The 17,020-nt window shown below is 68.6% G+C and carries 16 protein-coding genes; 2 read left to right on the top strand and 14 right to left on the bottom strand.

Annotation, left to right across the window (positions count from 1 at the left end; all coding sequences use genetic code 11):
- The first annotated feature begins 46 nt into the window (after positions 1-46).
- Positions 47-460, top strand: a complete 414-nt coding sequence (locus ACYVKL_RS03915) for an organic hydroperoxide resistance protein (protein WP_213560482.1) — start codon at positions 47-49, stop codon at positions 458-460.
- A 6-nt stretch (positions 461-466) separates the two neighbouring features.
- Here ACYVKL_RS03915 and ACYVKL_RS03910 read toward each other — a convergent pair whose 3' ends face one another.
- Positions 467-1,018: an NlpC/P60 family protein gene (locus ACYVKL_RS03910; RefSeq protein WP_379171073.1), complete on the bottom strand. Its 552-nt coding sequence runs from the start codon at positions 1,016-1,018 to the stop codon at positions 467-469.
- A 192-nt stretch (positions 1,019-1,210) separates the two neighbouring features.
- On the bottom strand, positions 1,211-1,477 hold the full coding sequence (locus tag ACYVKL_RS03905; protein WP_379171075.1) for a putative antibiotic biosynthesis monooxygenase: 267 nt from the start codon (positions 1,475-1,477) through the stop codon (positions 1,211-1,213).
- A 132-nt stretch (positions 1,478-1,609) separates the two neighbouring features.
- On the opposite strand from ACYVKL_RS03905, the gene ACYVKL_RS03900 reads away from it, so the two are divergent.
- A complete protein-coding gene (locus ACYVKL_RS03900; RefSeq protein WP_379171077.1) occupies positions 1,610-2,188 on the top strand; it encodes a TetR/AcrR family transcriptional regulator in 579 nt (192 codons plus the stop codon).
- Positions 2,189-2,259: 71 nt separating this feature from the next.
- On the opposite strand, the gene ileS is transcribed toward ACYVKL_RS03900, so the two are convergent.
- The 12 genes from ileS to murD all read right to left on the bottom strand — a co-directional run bounded on the left by ileS (position 2,260) and on the right by murD (position 16,989).
- Positions 2,260-5,439: an isoleucine--tRNA ligase gene (gene ileS / locus ACYVKL_RS03895; protein ID WP_379171079.1), complete on the bottom strand. Its 3,180-nt coding sequence runs from the start codon at positions 5,437-5,439 to the stop codon at positions 2,260-2,262.
- 313 nt (positions 5,440-5,752) lie between these two features.
- Positions 5,753-5,956 carry a hypothetical protein gene (locus ACYVKL_RS03890; protein ID WP_213560477.1) on the bottom strand — a complete coding sequence of 68 codons (204 nt, stop codon included), beginning with the start codon at positions 5,954-5,956 and terminating at the stop codon, positions 5,753-5,755.
- Positions 5,957-6,085: 129 nt separating this feature from the next.
- Positions 6,086-6,916, bottom strand: a complete 831-nt coding sequence (gene wag31 / locus ACYVKL_RS03885; RefSeq protein ID WP_213560476.1) for a DivIVA-like cell division protein Wag31 — start codon at positions 6,914-6,916, stop codon at positions 6,086-6,088.
- A 72-nt stretch (positions 6,917-6,988) separates the two neighbouring features.
- The gene (locus tag ACYVKL_RS03880; protein WP_213560475.1) at positions 6,989-7,291 is read right to left on the bottom strand and encodes a YggT family protein; all 303 of its coding nucleotides are present in this window, start codon (positions 7,289-7,291) and stop codon (positions 6,989-6,991) included.
- Between the two features lie 221 nt (positions 7,292-7,512).
- On the bottom strand, positions 7,513-8,304 hold the full coding sequence (locus ACYVKL_RS03875; RefSeq protein WP_357202269.1) for a cell division protein SepF: 792 nt from the start codon (positions 8,302-8,304) through the stop codon (positions 7,513-7,515).
- A 104-nt stretch (positions 8,305-8,408) separates the two neighbouring features.
- Entirely contained in the window at positions 8,409-9,182 is a 774-nt protein-coding gene (locus tag ACYVKL_RS03870) for a YggS family pyridoxal phosphate-dependent enzyme (protein WP_379171083.1), read from the bottom strand.
- Positions 9,179-9,919, bottom strand: coding sequence for a peptidoglycan editing factor PgeF (gene pgeF, locus ACYVKL_RS03865; protein ID WP_379171085.1), 741 nt, complete (start codon positions 9,917-9,919; stop codon positions 9,179-9,181). Before pgeF ends, ACYVKL_RS03870 begins: the two co-directional genes overlap by 4 nt.
- Before the next feature lie 101 nt (positions 9,920-10,020).
- Positions 10,021-11,283, bottom strand: a complete 1,263-nt coding sequence (gene ftsZ / locus ACYVKL_RS03860; protein ID WP_379171088.1) for a cell division protein FtsZ — start codon at positions 11,281-11,283, stop codon at positions 10,021-10,023.
- 320 nt (positions 11,284-11,603) lie between these two features.
- Positions 11,604-12,467, bottom strand: coding sequence for a cell division protein FtsQ/DivIB (locus ACYVKL_RS03855; RefSeq protein WP_379171090.1), 864 nt, complete (start codon positions 12,465-12,467; stop codon positions 11,604-11,606).
- 6 nt (positions 12,468-12,473) lie between these two features.
- Positions 12,474-13,919, bottom strand: a complete 1,446-nt coding sequence (murC, locus tag ACYVKL_RS03850; RefSeq protein WP_379171473.1) for a UDP-N-acetylmuramate--L-alanine ligase — start codon at positions 13,917-13,919, stop codon at positions 12,474-12,476.
- 77 nt (positions 13,920-13,996) lie between these two features.
- Positions 13,997-15,550, bottom strand: coding sequence for a putative lipid II flippase FtsW (gene ftsW, locus ACYVKL_RS03845; RefSeq protein ID WP_379171092.1), 1,554 nt, complete (start codon positions 15,548-15,550; stop codon positions 13,997-13,999).
- The gene (murD, locus tag ACYVKL_RS03840) at positions 15,547-16,989 is read right to left on the bottom strand and encodes a UDP-N-acetylmuramoyl-L-alanine--D-glutamate ligase (RefSeq protein ID WP_213561013.1); all 1,443 of its coding nucleotides are present in this window, start codon (positions 16,987-16,989) and stop codon (positions 15,547-15,549) included. Before murD ends, ftsW begins: the two co-directional genes overlap by 4 nt.
- Between the last annotated feature and the right edge of the window lie 31 nt (positions 16,990-17,020).

Here is a 17,020-nt window from a genome sequence, read left to right as displayed (position 1 = left end):
ACTCTGGGTCCGGACGTGAACAGACAAGTCTGTCTAGGAGAATGAAATGCCTGCACTCTTCACCTCATCCGCCACCTCCGTCGGCCGCGAGGGCCGCTCGGTCAGCTCCGACGGGTACCTGGACCTGAAGCTGGCCCAGCCCAAGGAGGCCGGCGGCAGCGGCGACGGCACCAACCCCGAGCAGCTCTTCGCGATGGGCTACTCGGCCTGCTTCGCGGGCGCGCTGCAGGCGGTCGCGCGCAACACCGGCGTCAAGCTGGGCGACACCTCGGTGACCGCCGACGTCACCCTGAACAAGGACGACGAGACCGGCTTCGGCATCTCGGTCGTGCTGCACGTCGAACTGCCCGAGGAGCTGCAGAACGAGCAGGGCCGCGAACTGGTCGAGGCCGCCCACCAGGTGTGCCCGTACTCCAAGGCCACCCGCGGCAACATCCCCGTGGAACTGATTGTCGAGTAGGGCGATTCAGAAGTAGCGGCGAATCGTGTAGATGTCGAACTGGCTCAGCGGAGTCAGGCCGACGGGCACACCCCAGTCGTAAGCGTTCAACACCATGCCGCCTCCCGCGTAGATGCCTTCGTGGGAGGCGTCATCGTTGAGGATGAGCACATCACCGGGTTGCATGGCGCCGAAGGGGACTTCGGACCCCGTCTCGGCCTGCTGCCAGGTGGTGCGCGGCAGATTGATGCCGACGCTGCGGAAGGCCCACTGCACCAGGCCCGAGCAGTCCCAGGCGTCCGGACCGGTGCCACCCCACTCGTAGGGCTTGCCGGTCTGGGTGCCGGCCAGCGCCAGCGCCGCCATGGCACGCGGGCTGGCGATCGGCAATTGCGCCGAGCCGCTGGCACTTCCGGAGAACGATCCGGTGCCGCTGCCGGAGGAGGATCCGGACGCCGAGCCCGATCCCGCCGATCCGGTATCGGCCTGGGCGAGTCCCGCCCCGAGCGCGGCGGCCGTGATCAGCGCCGTGGCGCCGGTGACCAGTGAAGTGAAACGGCGAAACCGTCTTCGTGCCATGTGCGCGCCCCTTCATCGGTGATACCGCGGGAAGAGCTTGTGAAAGATCATTAACCAACTATTAGCCGTTCTATCGCACCGGCCACATGCGTCACAAGGGAACCACCACTGGCGTGTCTCGAGACCCAGGTCACTCGGCAAACGAAAGCGCCCACCCGGAGATCCGGATGGGCGCTGCCGGTTTGCGAGGGGTCAGCGGGTGAACCGCGCGGTCAGCCGCTGGTTTGCCTTCATCAGCATCGGAACCAGCAGGTAGGCCGAGACCGGAACCACGATCACGGTCAGGACCAGCGTCTTCAGGAACACCGGCAGCCCGCCCATCTCGGGGCCGAGCAGAGCCAGCGCGACGGTGATGGTGGGGTACACGGCCAGCCAGGTGATCAGCGCCCGGCGGTGCACCGACGGCATGGCGGCGGCGACGGGGGCGACTGCGGCGGGGGTGGTGGTGAGGGTGCTCATTGTTCGCTCCTAGCGACCGTTTCCCATTTTCTCGGCGAGACGGTCCGTCTCGTCTCATGAAGTAAGTTATCCCGTCGCTCGAACGGTGTCAAGACGAGACGTACCGTCTCGTTCGCGGGTTATGATGGACCCATGCCCCAGCCGCCCAACCCCGAACTGCGCAACGCCAAGTCGCATCAGGCGATCCTCGACGCGACCTTCGACCTGGCCGTCCGCAACGGCTACGGCAAACTCACCATCGAGGCCATCGCCGCGCAGGCGGGCGTCGGCAAGCAGACCATCTACCGCTGGTGGCCCTCCAAGGGCGCGATCGCGCTCGAGGCCATCAACGATCACGTGGGTTCGGCCACCGACTTTCCCGACACCGGCGATATCGCCGCCGACCTGACCACCCAGATCACTGCCCTGTCGCGCATGTTGGCGAGCGACGCCGGCTGCGTCTACCGCGGTGTCATCGCCGAGGCCCAGAACGACCCGAAGCTCCTGCAGATGGTCCGCGAGACCTTCATCGAGCCCAGGGTCCGCATGGCCGGACAGCGACTGGACACGGCCATGCGCGCCGGGCAGATTCGCGACGATCTCCCCCTGCTCACGATGACCAACATGCTCTACGGCCCGGTCTACCTCCGCTTCCTGCTCGGCGCCGGCGACCTACTCGAGGTCCCGACGCTGGTGGAGCCCATCCTCGAGGGTCTGCGGCCGCGCGGCTGAGACGAACTCGCGACTCGGACAAAGACGAAGGGGCGGAACCGATTCGGTTCCGCCCCTTCGCGACTATCGGGTCACGCCTTGGTGATCGAGACCTTCACGCCGCCGACGATCTCGGAGGCGTCCGCGGCCGCCGCACCGAAAGTCAGTGCGGTGGCGAGGATTTCGCCCGCGATCAGGTCGCGGTGGGTTTCGGCCCAGCCCAGGCGGTTGGTCGGGACGTCGAGGACCACGGTGATGCGGTCGGAGACGTCCAGGCCCAGCGACTTGCGGGTCTCCTGCAGGTCGCGGATCAGGTCGCGGGCCCAGCCCTCGGCCTCGAGTTCCTCGGTGACCGCCGAATTCAGCACCACCAGACCGGCATTGCCGGGCAGGGCGGCGGTGGACTCGGGCTCGGCGGCGACCAGCCGCTGGGTGTACTCCTCGGGCAGCAGGGCGATCCCGGCGGCGGAGACGGTGCCGTCGGCGGCCTCGCTCCACTCCCCCGCCTTGACGGCCTTGATCACCGTCTGGACGTCCTTGCCGATGCGCGGACCGGCGGCGCGCGCGTTGACCACGAGTTCGAAGCGGCCGTGGACGGCCACGTCGGTGGTCAGGTCGACGCGCTTGACGTTGACCTCGTCGGCGATCAGATCCACGAAGGGCCGCAGGCTCTCCGCCTCCGCGGCGGCCACGGTGACCTCCGACAGCGGCAGGCGCACCCGCAGGTTCTGGGCCTTGCGCAGGCTCAGCACCGTGGAGCAGACCGTGCGGACCTCGTCCATGGCCGACACCAGCGCGGCGTCGTGCGGCAGCTCGTCGGCGCTCGGCCAGTCGGTCAGGTGCACCGAACGCTCGCCGGTGAGGCCGCGGTAGATCACCTCGGACAGCAGCGGCAGCAGCGGGGCCGCCAGGCGCGTGGTCACCTCGAGCACCGTGTGCAGGGTGTCGATGGCGTCGCGGTCCTCTTCCCAGAAGCGCGAACGCGACCGGCGCACATACCAATTGGTGAGCGCGTCGGCGAAGGTGCGCAGCTCGTCGCAGGCGGTGGCGATGTCGTAGACCTCGAGGGCGTCGGTCATGACGTCGCGGGTCGCCGCGAGCTTGGCCAGGATGTACTGGTCCAGCACGTTTTTCGAGTCGGTGCGCCGGGTGCCGGGCTCGGTGGCGTAGAGCTGCAGGAAGGTCCACGCGTTCCACAGCGGGCGCAGCGCCTGGCTGACTCCCTCGCGGATGCCGCGCTCGGTGACGATCAGGTTGCCGCCGCGCAGCACCGGCGACGCCATCAGGAACCAGCGCATGGCGTCGGAGCCGTCACGGTCGAAGACCTCGTTGACGTCGGGGTAGTTGCCCTTGGACTTGGACATCTTCAGGCCGTCGTCGCCGAGCACGATGCCGTGCGCCACAACGGACTTGAACGCCGGGCGGTCGAACAGCGCGGTCGACAGCACGTGCAGGTTGTAGAACCAGCCGCGGGTCTGGCCGTTGTACTCGACGATGAAGTCGCCGGGGCTGTGCGGGGCTGCGACGGCGGCGCCGTCAATGGACTCGGTCGAGGCGCCCTCGAACCACTCCTTGTTCTCGAAGGGGTAGTGCACCTGGGCGTACGGCATCGAGCCCGACTCGAACCAGCAGTCGAGCACCTCGGGGGTGCGCCGCATCATCGACTTCCCGGTCGGGTCATCGGGATTCGGGCGCACCAGGTCGTCGATCATGGGCCGGTGCAGGTCGTCGGGTCGGGTGCCGAAGTCACGCTCGAGCGCGTCCAGCGAGCCGTAGACGTCCACCCGCGGGTAGGCCGGGTCGTCGGAGACCCACACCGGGATCGGCGCGCCCCAGTAGCGGTTTCGGCTGATGTTCCAGTCGCGGGCGTTCTCCAGCCACTTGCCGAACTGGCCGTCGCGGATGTGCTCCGGAACCCAGGTGATCTCCTTGTTGAGCTCCACCATGCGGTCGCGGAACTTGGTGACCGCCACGAACCAGGACGGCACCGCCATGTAGATCAGCGGCTGACCCGAGCGCCAGCTGTGCGGGTAGGAGTGCTCGATGGTTTCGTGCCGCAACAGCTTTTTGGCGGCCTTGAGGTCCTTGATGATGACCGGATTGGCGTCGAAGACCATGAGGCCCTCGTAGGGCGGCACCATGGAGGTGAACTTGCCGCCCGCGTCGAGGGGCTGCACGATCTCGATCCCGTTGGCGGTGCAGACATCCATGTCCTCCTCACCGAACGCGGGCGCGAGGTGGACGACGCCGGTGCCGGAGTCGGTGGTCACGTAGTCGGCCTCGAGCACCCGGTGCGCGCGCGGGTGGCCGGCGAAGAAGTCGAAGGGCGGCAGGTAGTTCAGGCCCTCGAGGGCCGCGCCCGAGTGCTCGGACAGCACCTGCGGCTCCTCGCCGAACTCGCGGGTGTAGTGCGAGACCCGCTCGGCGGCAACCACATAGCGCTTGCCGTCCTTGCCCTGCACGTGCGCGTAGGTGACGTCGGGGTGCACGGCGATGGCGAGGTTGGAGGGCAGCGTCCACGGCGTGGTGGTCCAGATCAGCGCGTTCGCGCCGTCGAGGGCGTGCAGCGGGTGCTCGGCCGGCACCTGGAGCACCATGTCGACGGTGACCGCCGGGTCCTGCCGCATCCGGTAGGAGTCGTCCAGGCGCGCCTCCTGGTTCGACAGCGGGGTCTGCTCGTACCAGCTGTAGGGCAGCACCCGGAAGCCCTGATAGATCAGGCCCTTGTCGTACAGCGACTTGAACGCCCACATGACCGACTCCATGAAGTCGAGGTCGAGGGTTTTGTAGTCGTTGTCGAAGTCGACCCACCGCGCCTGGCGGGTCACGTAGTTACGCCATTCGTTCGTGTAGCGCAAGACCGAAGATTTACACGCGGCATTGAATTCCGCGAGACCCATGGCATCGATCTGTGATTTGTCCGTGATACCGAGCTGCTTCTCAGCTTCGATTTCCGCGGGCAAGCCGTGAGTATCCCAGCCGAATCGCCGTTCGACCTTCTTCCCGCGCATGGTTTGGAAACGCGGGATCAAATCCTTGACGTATCCGGTCAGCAGATGACCGTAGTGCGGCAATCCATTGGCGAAGGGCGGACCGTCGTAGAAGACGAATTCCTCTGCATCAGAACGGTTCTCGATGCTGGCGCGGAAGGTGTCGTCGGCGGCCCAGTAGTCCAGGACCCGCTGCTCCAGCTCGGGGAAGGAGACCTGACCGGAGGTCCGGCTCAGGTCCACGCGGGGGTATGCGCTTCGGGTGCTGCTCTCGTCCGCCATCGCGGCCTCTCGTCTCCTCGTGCCAGCATCGTGGGCACGGGGACGATCCCGGCGCTCGGCGCGCCGTAACCGCGGTACCACCCCGCTTGCCCGGACCGCTGGGGCATGAAAACCCTTGCCGGACCGAGCCTCTCGTTGCGAGCTGTGACGGGCTCACCCGTTCGGTTCTACTGGGCGGAGCAGCTGCCCCGCCGTTCTTCCGAAGACTCCCCGGTGATGGCCGGATCGACGCCGTAGTGCTGATTACATACTAGCGGGGCGGGTCCAGGGGATATTCCCCGGACCCGCCCCATGCCATCGGCTGTGGCTTCACCTAGTGCCTGGCGTGCCGTCCGCCCGGTGGTGACGAGACGTCCTCGTCATCGGTCCGCAGCGACAACGCACTGACGAGCAGCAGCACCGCGCCGATCACGCACACGATGATGCAGCCCCATGCCCAGATCACCGAACCGGTGGTCAGTGCGGTCACCAGCAGGCCGAAACCCACGGCGGCGAGCCCGAGCGTCACTGCGAGCAAGTGCACCATCCCCTCGTGTGTCTTCGGTGGGCGTGGCCACCGGAGGTCGCTTCGAAAGGTTGGCGGCGATACCGTTCCACCCGGGAGCTGCTCCCGTGCGATGTGGCATCGCTGGCCGTAGTTACGACTTTACTTGCTGCCCTTGAGGAGTGCGCCGTTCCCGGAAGCGTCCTGTCCGAATTCGCCACCGTCGACCGGGACCGCCGAACCACGGTTCTCCAGCTCCTCCAGCTGCGACTCCAGGTAGGACTTCAGGCGCACACGGTATTCGCGCTCGAAGGTCTTGAGCTGCTCGATGCGGCTCTCCAGCACGCTGCGCTGCTGGGTGATGGTGGCCATGATCTCGGTGTGCTTGCGCTCGGCGTCGGCCTGCAGGGCGTCGGCCTTCTCTTTGGCCTGGCGCAGCTGGGAATCCGAGCGGGTCTGCGCGTCGGACAGCATGGCCTCGGCCTTCTGGCGCGCGTCGGCGATCATCGCCTCCGAGCGAGTGCGAGCGTCGCTGACCAGGCGCTCGGAGTTGCCTCTGGCGTTGGCCAGCAGCTGCTCGGCCTCGGTCTTGGCGTCGGAGGTGAGGCGGTCGGCCATCTCCTGCGCCAGCGAAAGCACCTTGGCTGCCTGCAGATTGGCGTCCGCGGAGGGAGCTTCCTGCTTGACGGCGGCGACCGGGACCGGGGCCGGCATGGGCGCCGGCGGGACCGGCGGAGCGGCCTTGATCGGCTCCGGCGCGACCGGGGCCTTCACGGTCTGAACCGCGGGGCCGCGGTTCTTCTTGGCGTCGGACAGTTCCGCGTCCAGCTCGGCAACGCGCTGGCGAAGATCCGCGTTCTCCTCGATGAGGCGTGAGAGCTCCTGCTCGACCAGGTCGAGGAAGGCGTCGACTTCATCCTCGTTGTAGCCGCGCTTCCCGATCGGCGGTTTGCTGAACGCGACGTTATGAACATCGGCGGGGGTCAGCGGCATGGAACGATCCCTTCACGCTTCGTATGGAGATCTAGCGGTAGATCTGGGCAAGCATTCTTTCGGCTCATTCTGTCACACCTGAGCTACCGACTGCCCTATCTGGCCCGTGATCGACATGAGGATGAACACGATAAACAGCAAGACCATAATCGACAGATCGAGCCGAATTCCCCCAAGATTCACTGGGGGTATCAAACGCCTCAGAAGTTTCACCGGAGGGTCGGTGATCGTGAAGATCACCTCGAGGATGACCACGACGAAGCCGGTCGGCCGCCAGTCGCGCGCGAAGCTGCGGATGAACTCGACGATGACTCGGCTGATCAGCAGCAGCCAGAAGAGGAACAGCAGGAGGTTCAACACCTGGAACAAGGCCACCGCCCCACTCTGCCAGTTGTACCCAGATCGGCAAAACAGAAACACGGATCGTGCCGGTCACACTCCGTGCTGACGCGGCCTGGCCGCAAGACTCCCCCATGATCCCCCGCGACCTCGGTCGCATCCCCCGGTGCGCGGCGCATTGCGCTGCCGCCGTGCGTGTTCGGCGTTCCCGCCTGGTCCCGGCTGCCGCCGCCGTTCCCCACGGCCGCGGCAGCTGGTCACTTCTGGTTGTAGAAACCGTTCTCGGCGATCCGACGGCGCTCCTCTGCGGAGACGTCCACGTCGGCCGGCGAGAGCAGGAACACCTTGGTGGCGACCTTGTCGAACGAGCCACGCAGGGCGAAGGCCAGCCCGGCGGCGAAGTCCACCAAACGGCGGGCGTCGGAGTTGCTCATCTCTACCAGGTCCATGATCACCGGGGTGCCGTCCCGGAAACGTTCTCCGATGATGGCGGCTTCGGCATAGGTGCGCGGGCGCAGCGTGGTGATCTTGGACAAGGTGCCTCCGTCCTCGAAGATCTGGGGACGGCGGGCCGCCTCGAGGCGGCGCTCCTGCTCCCGCAGATCCTCGATGCGCCGCTCGGCCTCGGTGTCCATCGCGAGCGCGCCGCGCGTGCTGGCGCCGCCGCCGCCCATCGAACGGGTGCGGCTGGAGGGGGCGGTGTCGATGCGGGTGGGGCGACGCGGGGCGTCGTAGCGGGCGTCGGCGTCGTAGCGGTCGCGGTGGTCGCGCTCGCGCTCACGGAGCTCGTCGGCGTAGTCGTCGCGACGGGCCGCGCTGTAGGCGGGCTTGTAGGGCGCCTTGTACGACGGCTCGTAGGCCGGCTCGTCGTCGTAACGGTCCTCGCCGTATCGGTCGTAGTCACGCTCGCGTTCGGCGTAGGGCCGGGGACGACGCTGGCCACGCTCATCGGCGCTCCGGGCGGCTCCGCGGTCGTCGACGTAATCGTCTTCGTAATCCTCGAGCGGAACCATCCCGAAGTACGCCTTGAACTTGTGCAGCGTGCTCATCTGGTCGACCTTCCTTCGGCCCCGGTTGGCCTGGGGTGTTGTCCTGCTCAGTCCTCGTCTGCCACCAAGCATATGTTTCAAATGTGACTGGTGAGGTTTCTTTGCTACGCCGAGGTTATCGGTCGCGCGCCCATAAGCGCAGTACCGACACGCACGCACGTACTGCCGTGGCGGACCGCCGACTCCAAGTCGCCGGACATGCCCGCCGACAGTTCTTTCGCTTCGGGGTGAACAATCGTTAATACAGAGTGGATGCGAGCCAGTTGCTCGAAGGCCGCGTCCGGCTCGACATCCAGCGGCGGGATCGCCATCAGGCCCGCGAGCTGCAGGGATTCCGAGGCCGCGACCTGATCGGCGAGCGCGCGCAGCGCGTCGTCGCGGACCCCGCCGCGCTCGGGATCGGCGTCCAGCGAGACCTGCAGCAGCACCCGCAAGGGGGCGGTGCGGGCGCCGTCGTCCAGCGCGGCCCGCGCACCGGCGTCCAGCGCGCTCGCGAGCCGCTCACTGTCCACCGAGTAGACCGTATCCGCCCAGCGTGCAACGGCTTTCGCCTTGTTGCGCTGGAGCCGTCCGATGAACTCCCAGCGGATTCCGGACAGGTGCCCGAGCTGAGCAACCTTGCCCGTGGCCTCCTGTTCGCGGGACTCACCGAACTCGCGGCGGCCCAGGTCATAGAGGATCTCGATATCCGAGGCGGGGAAGAACTTGGTCACCGGCAGCAGCCGCACCGACCCGGGTTCGCGGCCCGCGGCCGCGCACGCTGCGTCGATTCGCTCGATGAGTGCCGACAGCGACGATTCGAGCTCCGCGACCCGACCTCCACCGGAAGTGACGTGCGCCGCATCGGATCCGGCTGCGGCGGTGAAACTTTCGGTCATTCTGAAACTCCCTCGGATGACATCCAAATCACACCGGCGAGTCGGCCTGTCGGCGCGCCGCGACGGTGGGAGAACAGCGTCTTGTCCTCGATGGTGCACCGCGGGTCCATCGCGACCGCGCTGACACCGGCCGCCTGCAGCTGCCGGCGGATGCCCGCGCGCAGATCCAGGCCCGGCGTCCCCTTGGCCGTGGTGGTCGCGCTGCCCGGCAGCCGCGCCTCCACATCGGCGCGCATGGCGGCGGGCACCTCGTACTGGCGACCGCTGGCCGCCGGACCCAGGAACGCGCCGATGCGCTCGGGCTTCGCGCCCACCGACACCATCGCCTCCAGCACCCGCGGCACGATCCCGATGCGCGCCCCGATCCGCCCGGCGTGCACGGCCGCGATCACCCCGGCCTCGTCGTCGGACAGCAGGATCGGCACGCAGTCGGCGGTGAGCACCACCAGCGCCAGATCACGCCGAGTGGTCACCAGCGCATCGGTGGCAGGGACCGGTTCGGCGCGCGGGCCGTCCACGATCTCCACGTTCCGCCCGTGGATCTGTTCCATCCACACCAGCCGCTGCGGCGGCAGCCCGATGCTCTCGGCGAGCCGAACCCGGTTGCGCCGCACCGCCTCCGGATCGTCGCCCACGTGGTCGCCCAGATTGAACGAGTCGTAGGGGGCTTGCGAGAAACCACCCGCCCGGGTGGTCACCACCCGCCGGGTCCGGAATACCGGTGCCGCTGAAGTCATGCCTCCGAGGGTAGTAGCCACCGCGGGGCAACCCCGAACGCACTGCGCCCGCTCCGGTGATCGGAGCGGGCGCAGCGAGTGAATCGGTCAGCGACGCAAGGTCAGCGGCGCTGCATGAAGGTGGGGACGTCCACCTCGTCATCGTCGTCCGGCGGCTGGATGTGGCCGCGGCTGTTACTCGCGACCGTCGGGTCCAACGCGGGCCGGGGAGCGCCGTAGGAGGGGGCCGGGCCGCGTTCGGCGATCGGCTGGGCGACCTGCGCGGGTTCGGGACGCGCCGCGGGGGCCGGCTCGACCGCGCGGGCCGGGGTGTATTCGGATGTGCGGCCGAGGCTTCCGGCGGAGGCGCTGGCGGTCGCGGTGCTCGATGCGGTGCTCGTGAACCGGCTGACCGCGGGTTCGACGCGGCGGGCGGGCCCGCTGCCGTCGAAGCCGGCGGCGATCACCGTGACCCGGACCTCGTCGCCGAGAGAGTCGTCGATCACCGTTCCGAAGATGATGTTGGCCTCGATGTGCGCGGCCTCCTGCACCAGCGAGGCGGCCTCGTTGATCTCGAACAGGCCGAGATCGGAGCCGCCCGCGATGGAGAGCAGCACGCCGTGCGCGCCGTCCATGCTGGCTTCCAGCAGCGGCGAGTTGATCGCCGCCTCGGCGGCCTTCACCGAACGACCCTCGCCGCGCGCGGAACCGATACCCATCAACGCCGAGCCCGCGCCGGACATGACGGACTTGACGTCCGCGAAGTCGACGTTGATCAGACCCGGGGTGGTGATCAGGTCTGTTATGCCCTGAACACCGTTGAGCAGCACCTCGTCCGCGGAGCGGAAGGCGTCCATCAGGCTCACCGCGGCGTCGCCGAGCTGCAGCAGCCGGTCGTTGGGGATGACGATGAGGGTGTCGCAGGACTCGCGCAGCGCCTGGATGCCGGCCTCGGCCTGGTTGCTGCGGCGCTTGCCCTCGAACGAGAAGGGCCGCGTGACGACACCGATGGTGAGCGCGCCGAGCTTGCGGGCGATGGAGGCCACCACGGGCGCGCCGCCGGTACCGGTGCCGCCGCCCTCGCCGGCGGTCACGAAGACCATGTCGGCGCCCTTGAGCACTTCCTCGATCTCGTCCTTGTGGTCTTCGGCGGCCTTGCGGCCGACCTCCGGATCGGCGCCGGCGCCGAGACCGCGGGTGAGTTCACGGCCGACGTCGAGTTTCACATCGGCGTCCGACATCAACAGCGCTTGCGCGTCGGTGTTGACCGCGATGAACTCGACTCCCTTGAGTCCCTGCTCGATCATCCGGTTGACGGCGTTCACGCCGCCGCCGCCGATACCGACGACCTTGATCACAGCAAGGTAGTTGTGCGGGGGCGTCATGGGCTCTCGCCTTCCTTCGATCTGAAACAGCTTGTCGTCTTCGGTTACTGGCCATATAACGACGCAATGGTCTCGGTCCGATAAACCCTCAACCATAGCTTCAGCGTTATGTCAAGTATCCGACTGGTGCCGAACGGTATTCGCAGCCACCGCGTTACGGGCGCAGGCGCGCCGCAACGAGTGTCAGAATCTTGTGTGATTCGCCTCGTCCGGCCCACTCGAGCATCGTATCGTGGACGGTTGCCCTCCGGTCCTGGAACGGAACCGTCGGTGGCCTTCCGGCAAACCACCGAAAATTTCGGCGGCCCAATGGGTGTCGCTCACTTTACCGTGACCAGATTCGGACTCGAAACATCGAATACCTTGCCCGGCTGGGAAAGCAGGGGTCCGACCACCGCGGCCTTGCGGGCGGAATCGACGGTGCCGCCCCACAGCACGGTACGGCCGTCACGCAACTCCAGGGCAATATCCGAAACCGAGCGAGCCACAACCGCTCCCACGCCGACCTGATCGCGCAGCGGAATCGGAATCGCGGCCATCACGGCCACCGCCGCCTTGGTCACCGCGTCGGTTCCGCCCGGATGATCGGTGACCAGTTTGGGCACCCCGGGCGCCGGCGGTTCGATCGCGAATTCCACGCTGTCGCAATCGAGCAGATGCGCGCCGTCGGGACTGTCGAAGTACAGCACCGGGGTACGTTCGGCGACCGTCACCCGGACCGTCGACGGGAACACCCGCTGCACGCGCACCGAGCGGACCTTGGGCAGCCGGGAGACCTGTTCGGCCATGGCGTCGGTGTCGAGCCGCAGCATGGACAGACCATCCGGTACCTGGAGGGCTTGCAGCACCTGCTCTTCCGGCACCGCGGCCAAGCCCTCGACGTCGACCGTGCGCACCGACAGCAGCGGAGTGAACCAGGCGACCAGTCCGAATGCGATCAGCAGCACCGCACCCACCAGCACCCCGATCCGCACCCGGGTCGACCGCCACGCGACGACCACCCGGGACTCGCGCGGCTCCCGGCCCCGCCGCAGCCGGGCCCGGCGGGCCGCGGCCCGCTCGGCGGCGCCGGCGGTCACCTCAGCGGATTCGGCACCGCCGGAATCCGGGTCATGACCGTCCGCGTCGTAGCCGCCGGCCGCGGCCGGATCCGGCCGATCCACCGCTCCCCCACCCGCGCTCACCGTTGCTCACCGCCCGTGCGAAGGTCGCGCGCGCAGCCCGTCGAGAATCTGGCTGCCCAGCATGGTCACATCGCCCGCGCCCATGGTGATCACCACGTCGCCGGGCCGCGCCAGCGCGCCCACCTGCTTACCGACCCGAGACATATCCGGCTGGTAGTGCACGGGTTTGGTGACCGACGCCGCGACCAGCGCGCCGTTCACCCCCGGCAGCGGCTCCTCGCGCGCGCCGTACACATCGAGCACCACGACCTCGTCGGCCAGCGACAGCGCCGTGCCGAACTCGGTCGCGAAAGTGGCGGTGCGGCTGTACAAGTGGGGCTGGAACACCACGATCACCCGGCCCGGGCGCGACCGCGCGCCGTCGCGCGCCTCCTGCGCCACCAGTTCGGCGGCGGCGGAGAGCACCGCGCGCACCTCGGTCGGGTGGTGGGCGTAGTCGTCGAAGACGCGCACGCCGTTCTCGCGCCCGGTGAGCTGGAAGCGGCGGTGCACCCCGCCGAAACCCTCCAGGCCCTGGATGATTTCGCCGAGATCGGCGCCGGTGGCGCGGGCGGCCAGCAGCGCGCCCAGCGCGTTGAGGGCCATGTGGCGGCCGGGCACCGACAGCCGCAGGGTGCGCGGGGCGGCCTCGTCGGAGAGCTGGAACACCGCGACGCCGCCGACGTCGCGCGGCTCCCAGGACAGCAGCTGCGCGCCGACCGGGAAACCCGAGTCCGCGAAATCGCCGGAGCCGTAACCGATCACCTGGATGCCGCGCGGATCATCGGCGAGCCGGGCCGCGGAGCGCTGGGCCAAGCCGAGCGAACCCGGATCGTCCAGGCACACCACCAGCCGGCCGCCCGCTTCCAGGCGGTCCACGAAATCGTCGAAGACCTGCACGTACGCCTCGTCCGTGCCGAAGTAGTCCAGGTGGTCGGATTCGATATTGGTGACCACCGCGACGTCCGGCGCGTACTGCAGCAGCGAACCGTCGCTCTCGTCGGCCTCGGCCACGAAGATGCCGCCGGTGCCGTGGTGGGCGTTGGTGCCCGCCTCGTTGAGCTCGCCGCCGACCGCGAAGGACGGGTCCAGCCCGCAGTGCTGCAGGGCCACCACCAGCATGGAGGTGGTGGAGGTCTTGCCGTGCGTGCCCGAGACCAGCAGCGTCTTGTGGCCCTGCATGAGCGAGGCCAGCACGGCCGGGCGCAACAGCACCGGCACGCCGCGCCGATGCGCCTCCACCAGTTCGGGATTGGTCTTGGGGATGGCGGCGTAGGTGGTGACCACGGCGGTCGGACCGCCGGGCAGCAGGTCCAGCGCCGAGGCGTCGTGGCCGATGCGCACTTCGGCGCCGCGCGCCCGCAGGGCCAGCACGCCGCGGCTCTCCTTGGCGTCGGATCCGGACACCATGCCGCCGCGCGACAAGAGGATTCGGGCGATACCCGACATACCGGCACCGCCGATGCCGATCATGTGCACGCGCTGCAGATGGTCGGGTAGATCGGTGTGAGCTTCCGCGGTTCCCACGTCACTGTCCGGCCGCTCCACTGTCACCTCGAATTACCCCGTTCCCTGGCGTGTTTCATCGGATAGTTGGGCTCCCAGGCCCGGGTGCTGCGCCACGATTCCGTGGAGCGGCTGGTGCGCCGGGCCGAATCCGAATCTACCGACCGTCGCGACGATGTCTCCGCCGAGCCGCCCCGGCTCCGACCCGAGGGTAGCGCGCGGCGCTGCGGCGCGGACTTGACCTTCGCATTCGCCTTGGGCTTGGGCTTGGGCTTGGGCTTACCGTTCGCCTTGGCCTTGGCGCGGGCGCGCGCCGCCCGCGCCGGCGAGTACACCTCTGGTTTGGGCAGCCGCAGCAGCCGGCTGAACCGGCCGTCCTGGCCGGAGTGCAGCGCCGCCACCGCCTCGGGCTCGTGCCGGGCGGCGTTGGCGATGATGCCGAACATCAAAAGGGTGATCGCCAGCGAGGAACCACCCGCGGAGACCAGCGGCAGCTGCAGACCGGTCACCGGCAGCAAACCCACCACGTAGCCGATATTGATCAAGGCCTGGCAGGTGATCCAGGTGGTGGCCGAGGCGGTCAGCAGCCGGATGAACGGATCCACCGACCGCGACGCGATCCGCAGGCCCGCGTAGACGAACAGCGCGAACAACCCCAGCACCAGCGCGCAGCCGAGGAAGCCGAGCTCCTCGCCGATGATGGCGAAGATGAAGTCGTTGTGCGCGTTGGGCAGATAACTCCACTTGGCCCGCGACTGCCCGAGGCCGCGTCCCCAGATGCCGCCGTCGGCAAGGGAATACATGGCCTGGCGCGCCTGATAGCCGATGCCCTGCGGATCGTCGCCCGGATTGAAGAAGGCACGCATGCGGTCGGAGCGATAGCCGGCCGACAGCGCCAGAATGGTCGCCGCCACCACACCCGATACCGCGATGGTCACGAACATGCGCAGCGGCAGCCCGCCGAACCACAGCAGCGAGGTGAGCACGATGCCCAGCGCGATGGTGGTGGACAGGTTGGGTTCGAGCACCACCAGCAGGCAGACCAGCAGTCCGGCCGGCACCAGCGGCAGGAGAATGTCCTTGTACCCGGCCTTTTCGGACTGCCGCGAGGCCAGCAGGTGCGAACCCCACACCACCAGCGTCACTTTCGCGATCTCCGAGGGCTGCACCGACACCACGCCGAGGTCGAACCAGCGCTGCGAGCCCTGCACCTTGGTGCCGACGCCCGGGATCAGCACCAGCACCAGCAGCACCACCGACAGCGCGAACACCGGGAACGACAGCTGCCGCATCAAGCGCATCGGGATGCGCAGCGCGATGTAGAACACCACCGCGCCGAAGGCGGCCATCACCGCCTGCTGGATGAACAGCGAATACGCCGAGCCGCCACCGGCGTAGGACTCCACGCTGGAGGCCGAGAGCACCATGACCAGACCGAGCACGGTGAGCAGCACCGCGATCGCCACCACGAGATGGAACGACGCCAGCGGACGGGCCAGCCAGGCTCCGAACCAGCCGATGCGCAGGCGTTGTGGGCCCTTGTTCCCGACCCGCCGCGCAGCTTCCGGCGCGGCCCGCCGCGGTGTCGCCGCTGTCACTCTGTTCTCCCGATGTCCTTCTCGTCCAGGGCCTGCACGGCGGCGGCGAAACTACGGCCACGGTGCGTGTAGTCGGCGAACATGTCCAGGGATGCCGCGGCCGGGGCCAGCAGCACGGTATCGCCGCGATGGGCGAAACCGGCCGCCACGCGGACCGCGCGCGCCATCACCGCTTCGGGCTCGATCTCGGTGAAGGGGTCACCCATTCGAGCATCGTCCCCCGAATTCAGCTCCACCACCGGGACATCGGGGGCGTGTCGCGCGAGTGCGGCCGCGATCACGGCCGCGTCCTGCCCGAACAGCACGGCCGCGACCAGGTGTTCGCGGCACTCCTCGATGAGGTCCTCGACCCCGGCGCCCTTGAGCTGACCGCCGGCCACCCAGATCACGCTGGGGTGGGCCAGGATCGAGGAGCGGGCGGCGTGCGGGTTGGTGGCCTTGGAGTCGTCGACGAACTCCACGCCCGACAACTCGCGCACGAAGGCCGCCCGGTGCGGGCCGACCTTGTGCTCCTGCAGGCCTTCCTTCACGAACTGCGGGGCCACGTCGATGGCGCGGGTGAGCGCGGACGCGGCCAGCGCGTCGGCCACTCCGGCCGGGCCCTGCGGGCTGATGTCGCCGACCTCGGCCAGGATCGCGGCCTTGGTGAAGGCGCGATCGAGCAGCTTGCCGTCCACCACGCCCAGCTCGCCGTCGGCGGGCACGCCGATGCGGAAGCCGACGGTGCGGCGCGCCTTGGATTTCCGCGCCAGCGCGGCGGCCACCTGATCGTCGAGGCCGACCACGCCGACCCGACCGGTCAGGGCGCGGGCCTTGGCGGCGGCGTAGGCGTCCAGGCCGCCGTGCCAATCCAGGTGGTCCTCGGCCACATTCAGCACCACCCCGGCCTCGGGGCGCACCGACGGAGCCCAGTGCAGCTGGAACGAGGACAGTTCCACCGCCAGCACCTGCGGGCCGGGGTTGCGGCGCAGCGCGTCCAGGATGGGCAGCCCGATATTGCCGCAGGCCACCGACGGGATGCCGGCGGCGCGCAGGATCGAGTGCGTCATCTGGGTGGTGGTGGTCTTGCCGTTGGTGCCGGTCACCACCAGCCACTTGCGGACCGGACCGTAGATGCGGGCCTGATCGACCCACCACGCGAACTCGACGTCACCCCACACCGGGATGCCCTCGGTGACCGCGGACGCCAGCACCGGCGAGTCGGGCCGCCAGCCCGGGCTGGTGATGACCAGCGCGAAGCGTTGCAGCGCATCGGGTTCCAGCAGATCCGCGCTGGTGGCGGTGCCCAGGCCCAGTTCGGCGGCCTCGGCGAGCGCCTTCTCGCCGCTGTCGGTGACCACCGGGCGCGCACCGATGTCGCGCAGCGGTTCGATCAGCGAACGCCCGGAGACACCCCAGCCGGCGACCAGCACGTCACGGCCACGCAGGAATTCGAGCATGGGCCCCGGCGACCGCAGGACCCTCGGAGAA

The sequence above is a fragment of the Nocardia tengchongensis genome (genome assembly GCF_054781395.1).
Note: the sequence above shows the minus strand (reverse complement) of the source record. Positions and strands in the feature narration are given on the sequence as shown.

Excerpts from the sequence above, each read along its gene's own strand:
- ACYVKL_RS03915 (WP_213560482.1), top strand. The coding sequence starts at position 47 with ATGCCTGCACTCTTCACCTCATCCGCCACCTCCGTCGGCCGCGAGGGC.
- ACYVKL_RS03910 (WP_379171073.1), bottom strand. The coding sequence starts at position 1,018 with ATGGCACGAAGACGGTTTCGCCGTTTCACTTCACTGGTCACCGGCGCC.
- ACYVKL_RS03905 (WP_379171075.1), bottom strand. The coding sequence starts at position 1,477 with ATGAGCACCCTCACCACCACCCCCGCCGCAGTCGCCCCCGTCGCCGCC.
- ACYVKL_RS03900 (WP_379171077.1), top strand. The coding sequence starts at position 1,610 with ATGCCCCAGCCGCCCAACCCCGAACTGCGCAACGCCAAGTCGCATCAG.
- ileS (WP_379171079.1), bottom strand. The coding sequence starts at position 5,439 with ATGGCGGACGAGAGCAGCACCCGAAGCGCATACCCCCGCGTGGACCTG.
- wag31 (WP_213560476.1), bottom strand. The coding sequence starts at position 6,916 with ATGCCGCTGACCCCCGCCGATGTTCATAACGTCGCGTTCAGCAAACCG.
- ACYVKL_RS03875 (WP_357202269.1), bottom strand. The coding sequence starts at position 8,304 with ATGAGCACGCTGCACAAGTTCAAGGCGTACTTCGGGATGGTTCCGCTC.
- ACYVKL_RS03870 (WP_379171083.1), bottom strand. The coding sequence starts at position 9,182 with ATGACCGAAAGTTTCACCGCCGCAGCCGGATCCGATGCGGCGCACGTC.
- pgeF (WP_379171085.1), bottom strand. The coding sequence starts at position 9,919 with ATGACTTCAGCGGCACCGGTATTCCGGACCCGGCGGGTGGTGACCACC.
- ftsZ (WP_379171088.1), bottom strand. The coding sequence starts at position 11,283 with ATGACGCCCCCGCACAACTACCTTGCTGTGATCAAGGTCGTCGGTATC.
- murC (WP_379171473.1), bottom strand. The coding sequence starts at position 13,919 with ATGATCGGCATCGGCGGTGCCGGTATGTCGGGTATCGCCCGAATCCTC.
- murD (WP_213561013.1), bottom strand. The coding sequence starts at position 16,989 with ATGCTCGAATTCCTGCGTGGCCGTGACGTGCTGGTCGCCGGCTGGGGT.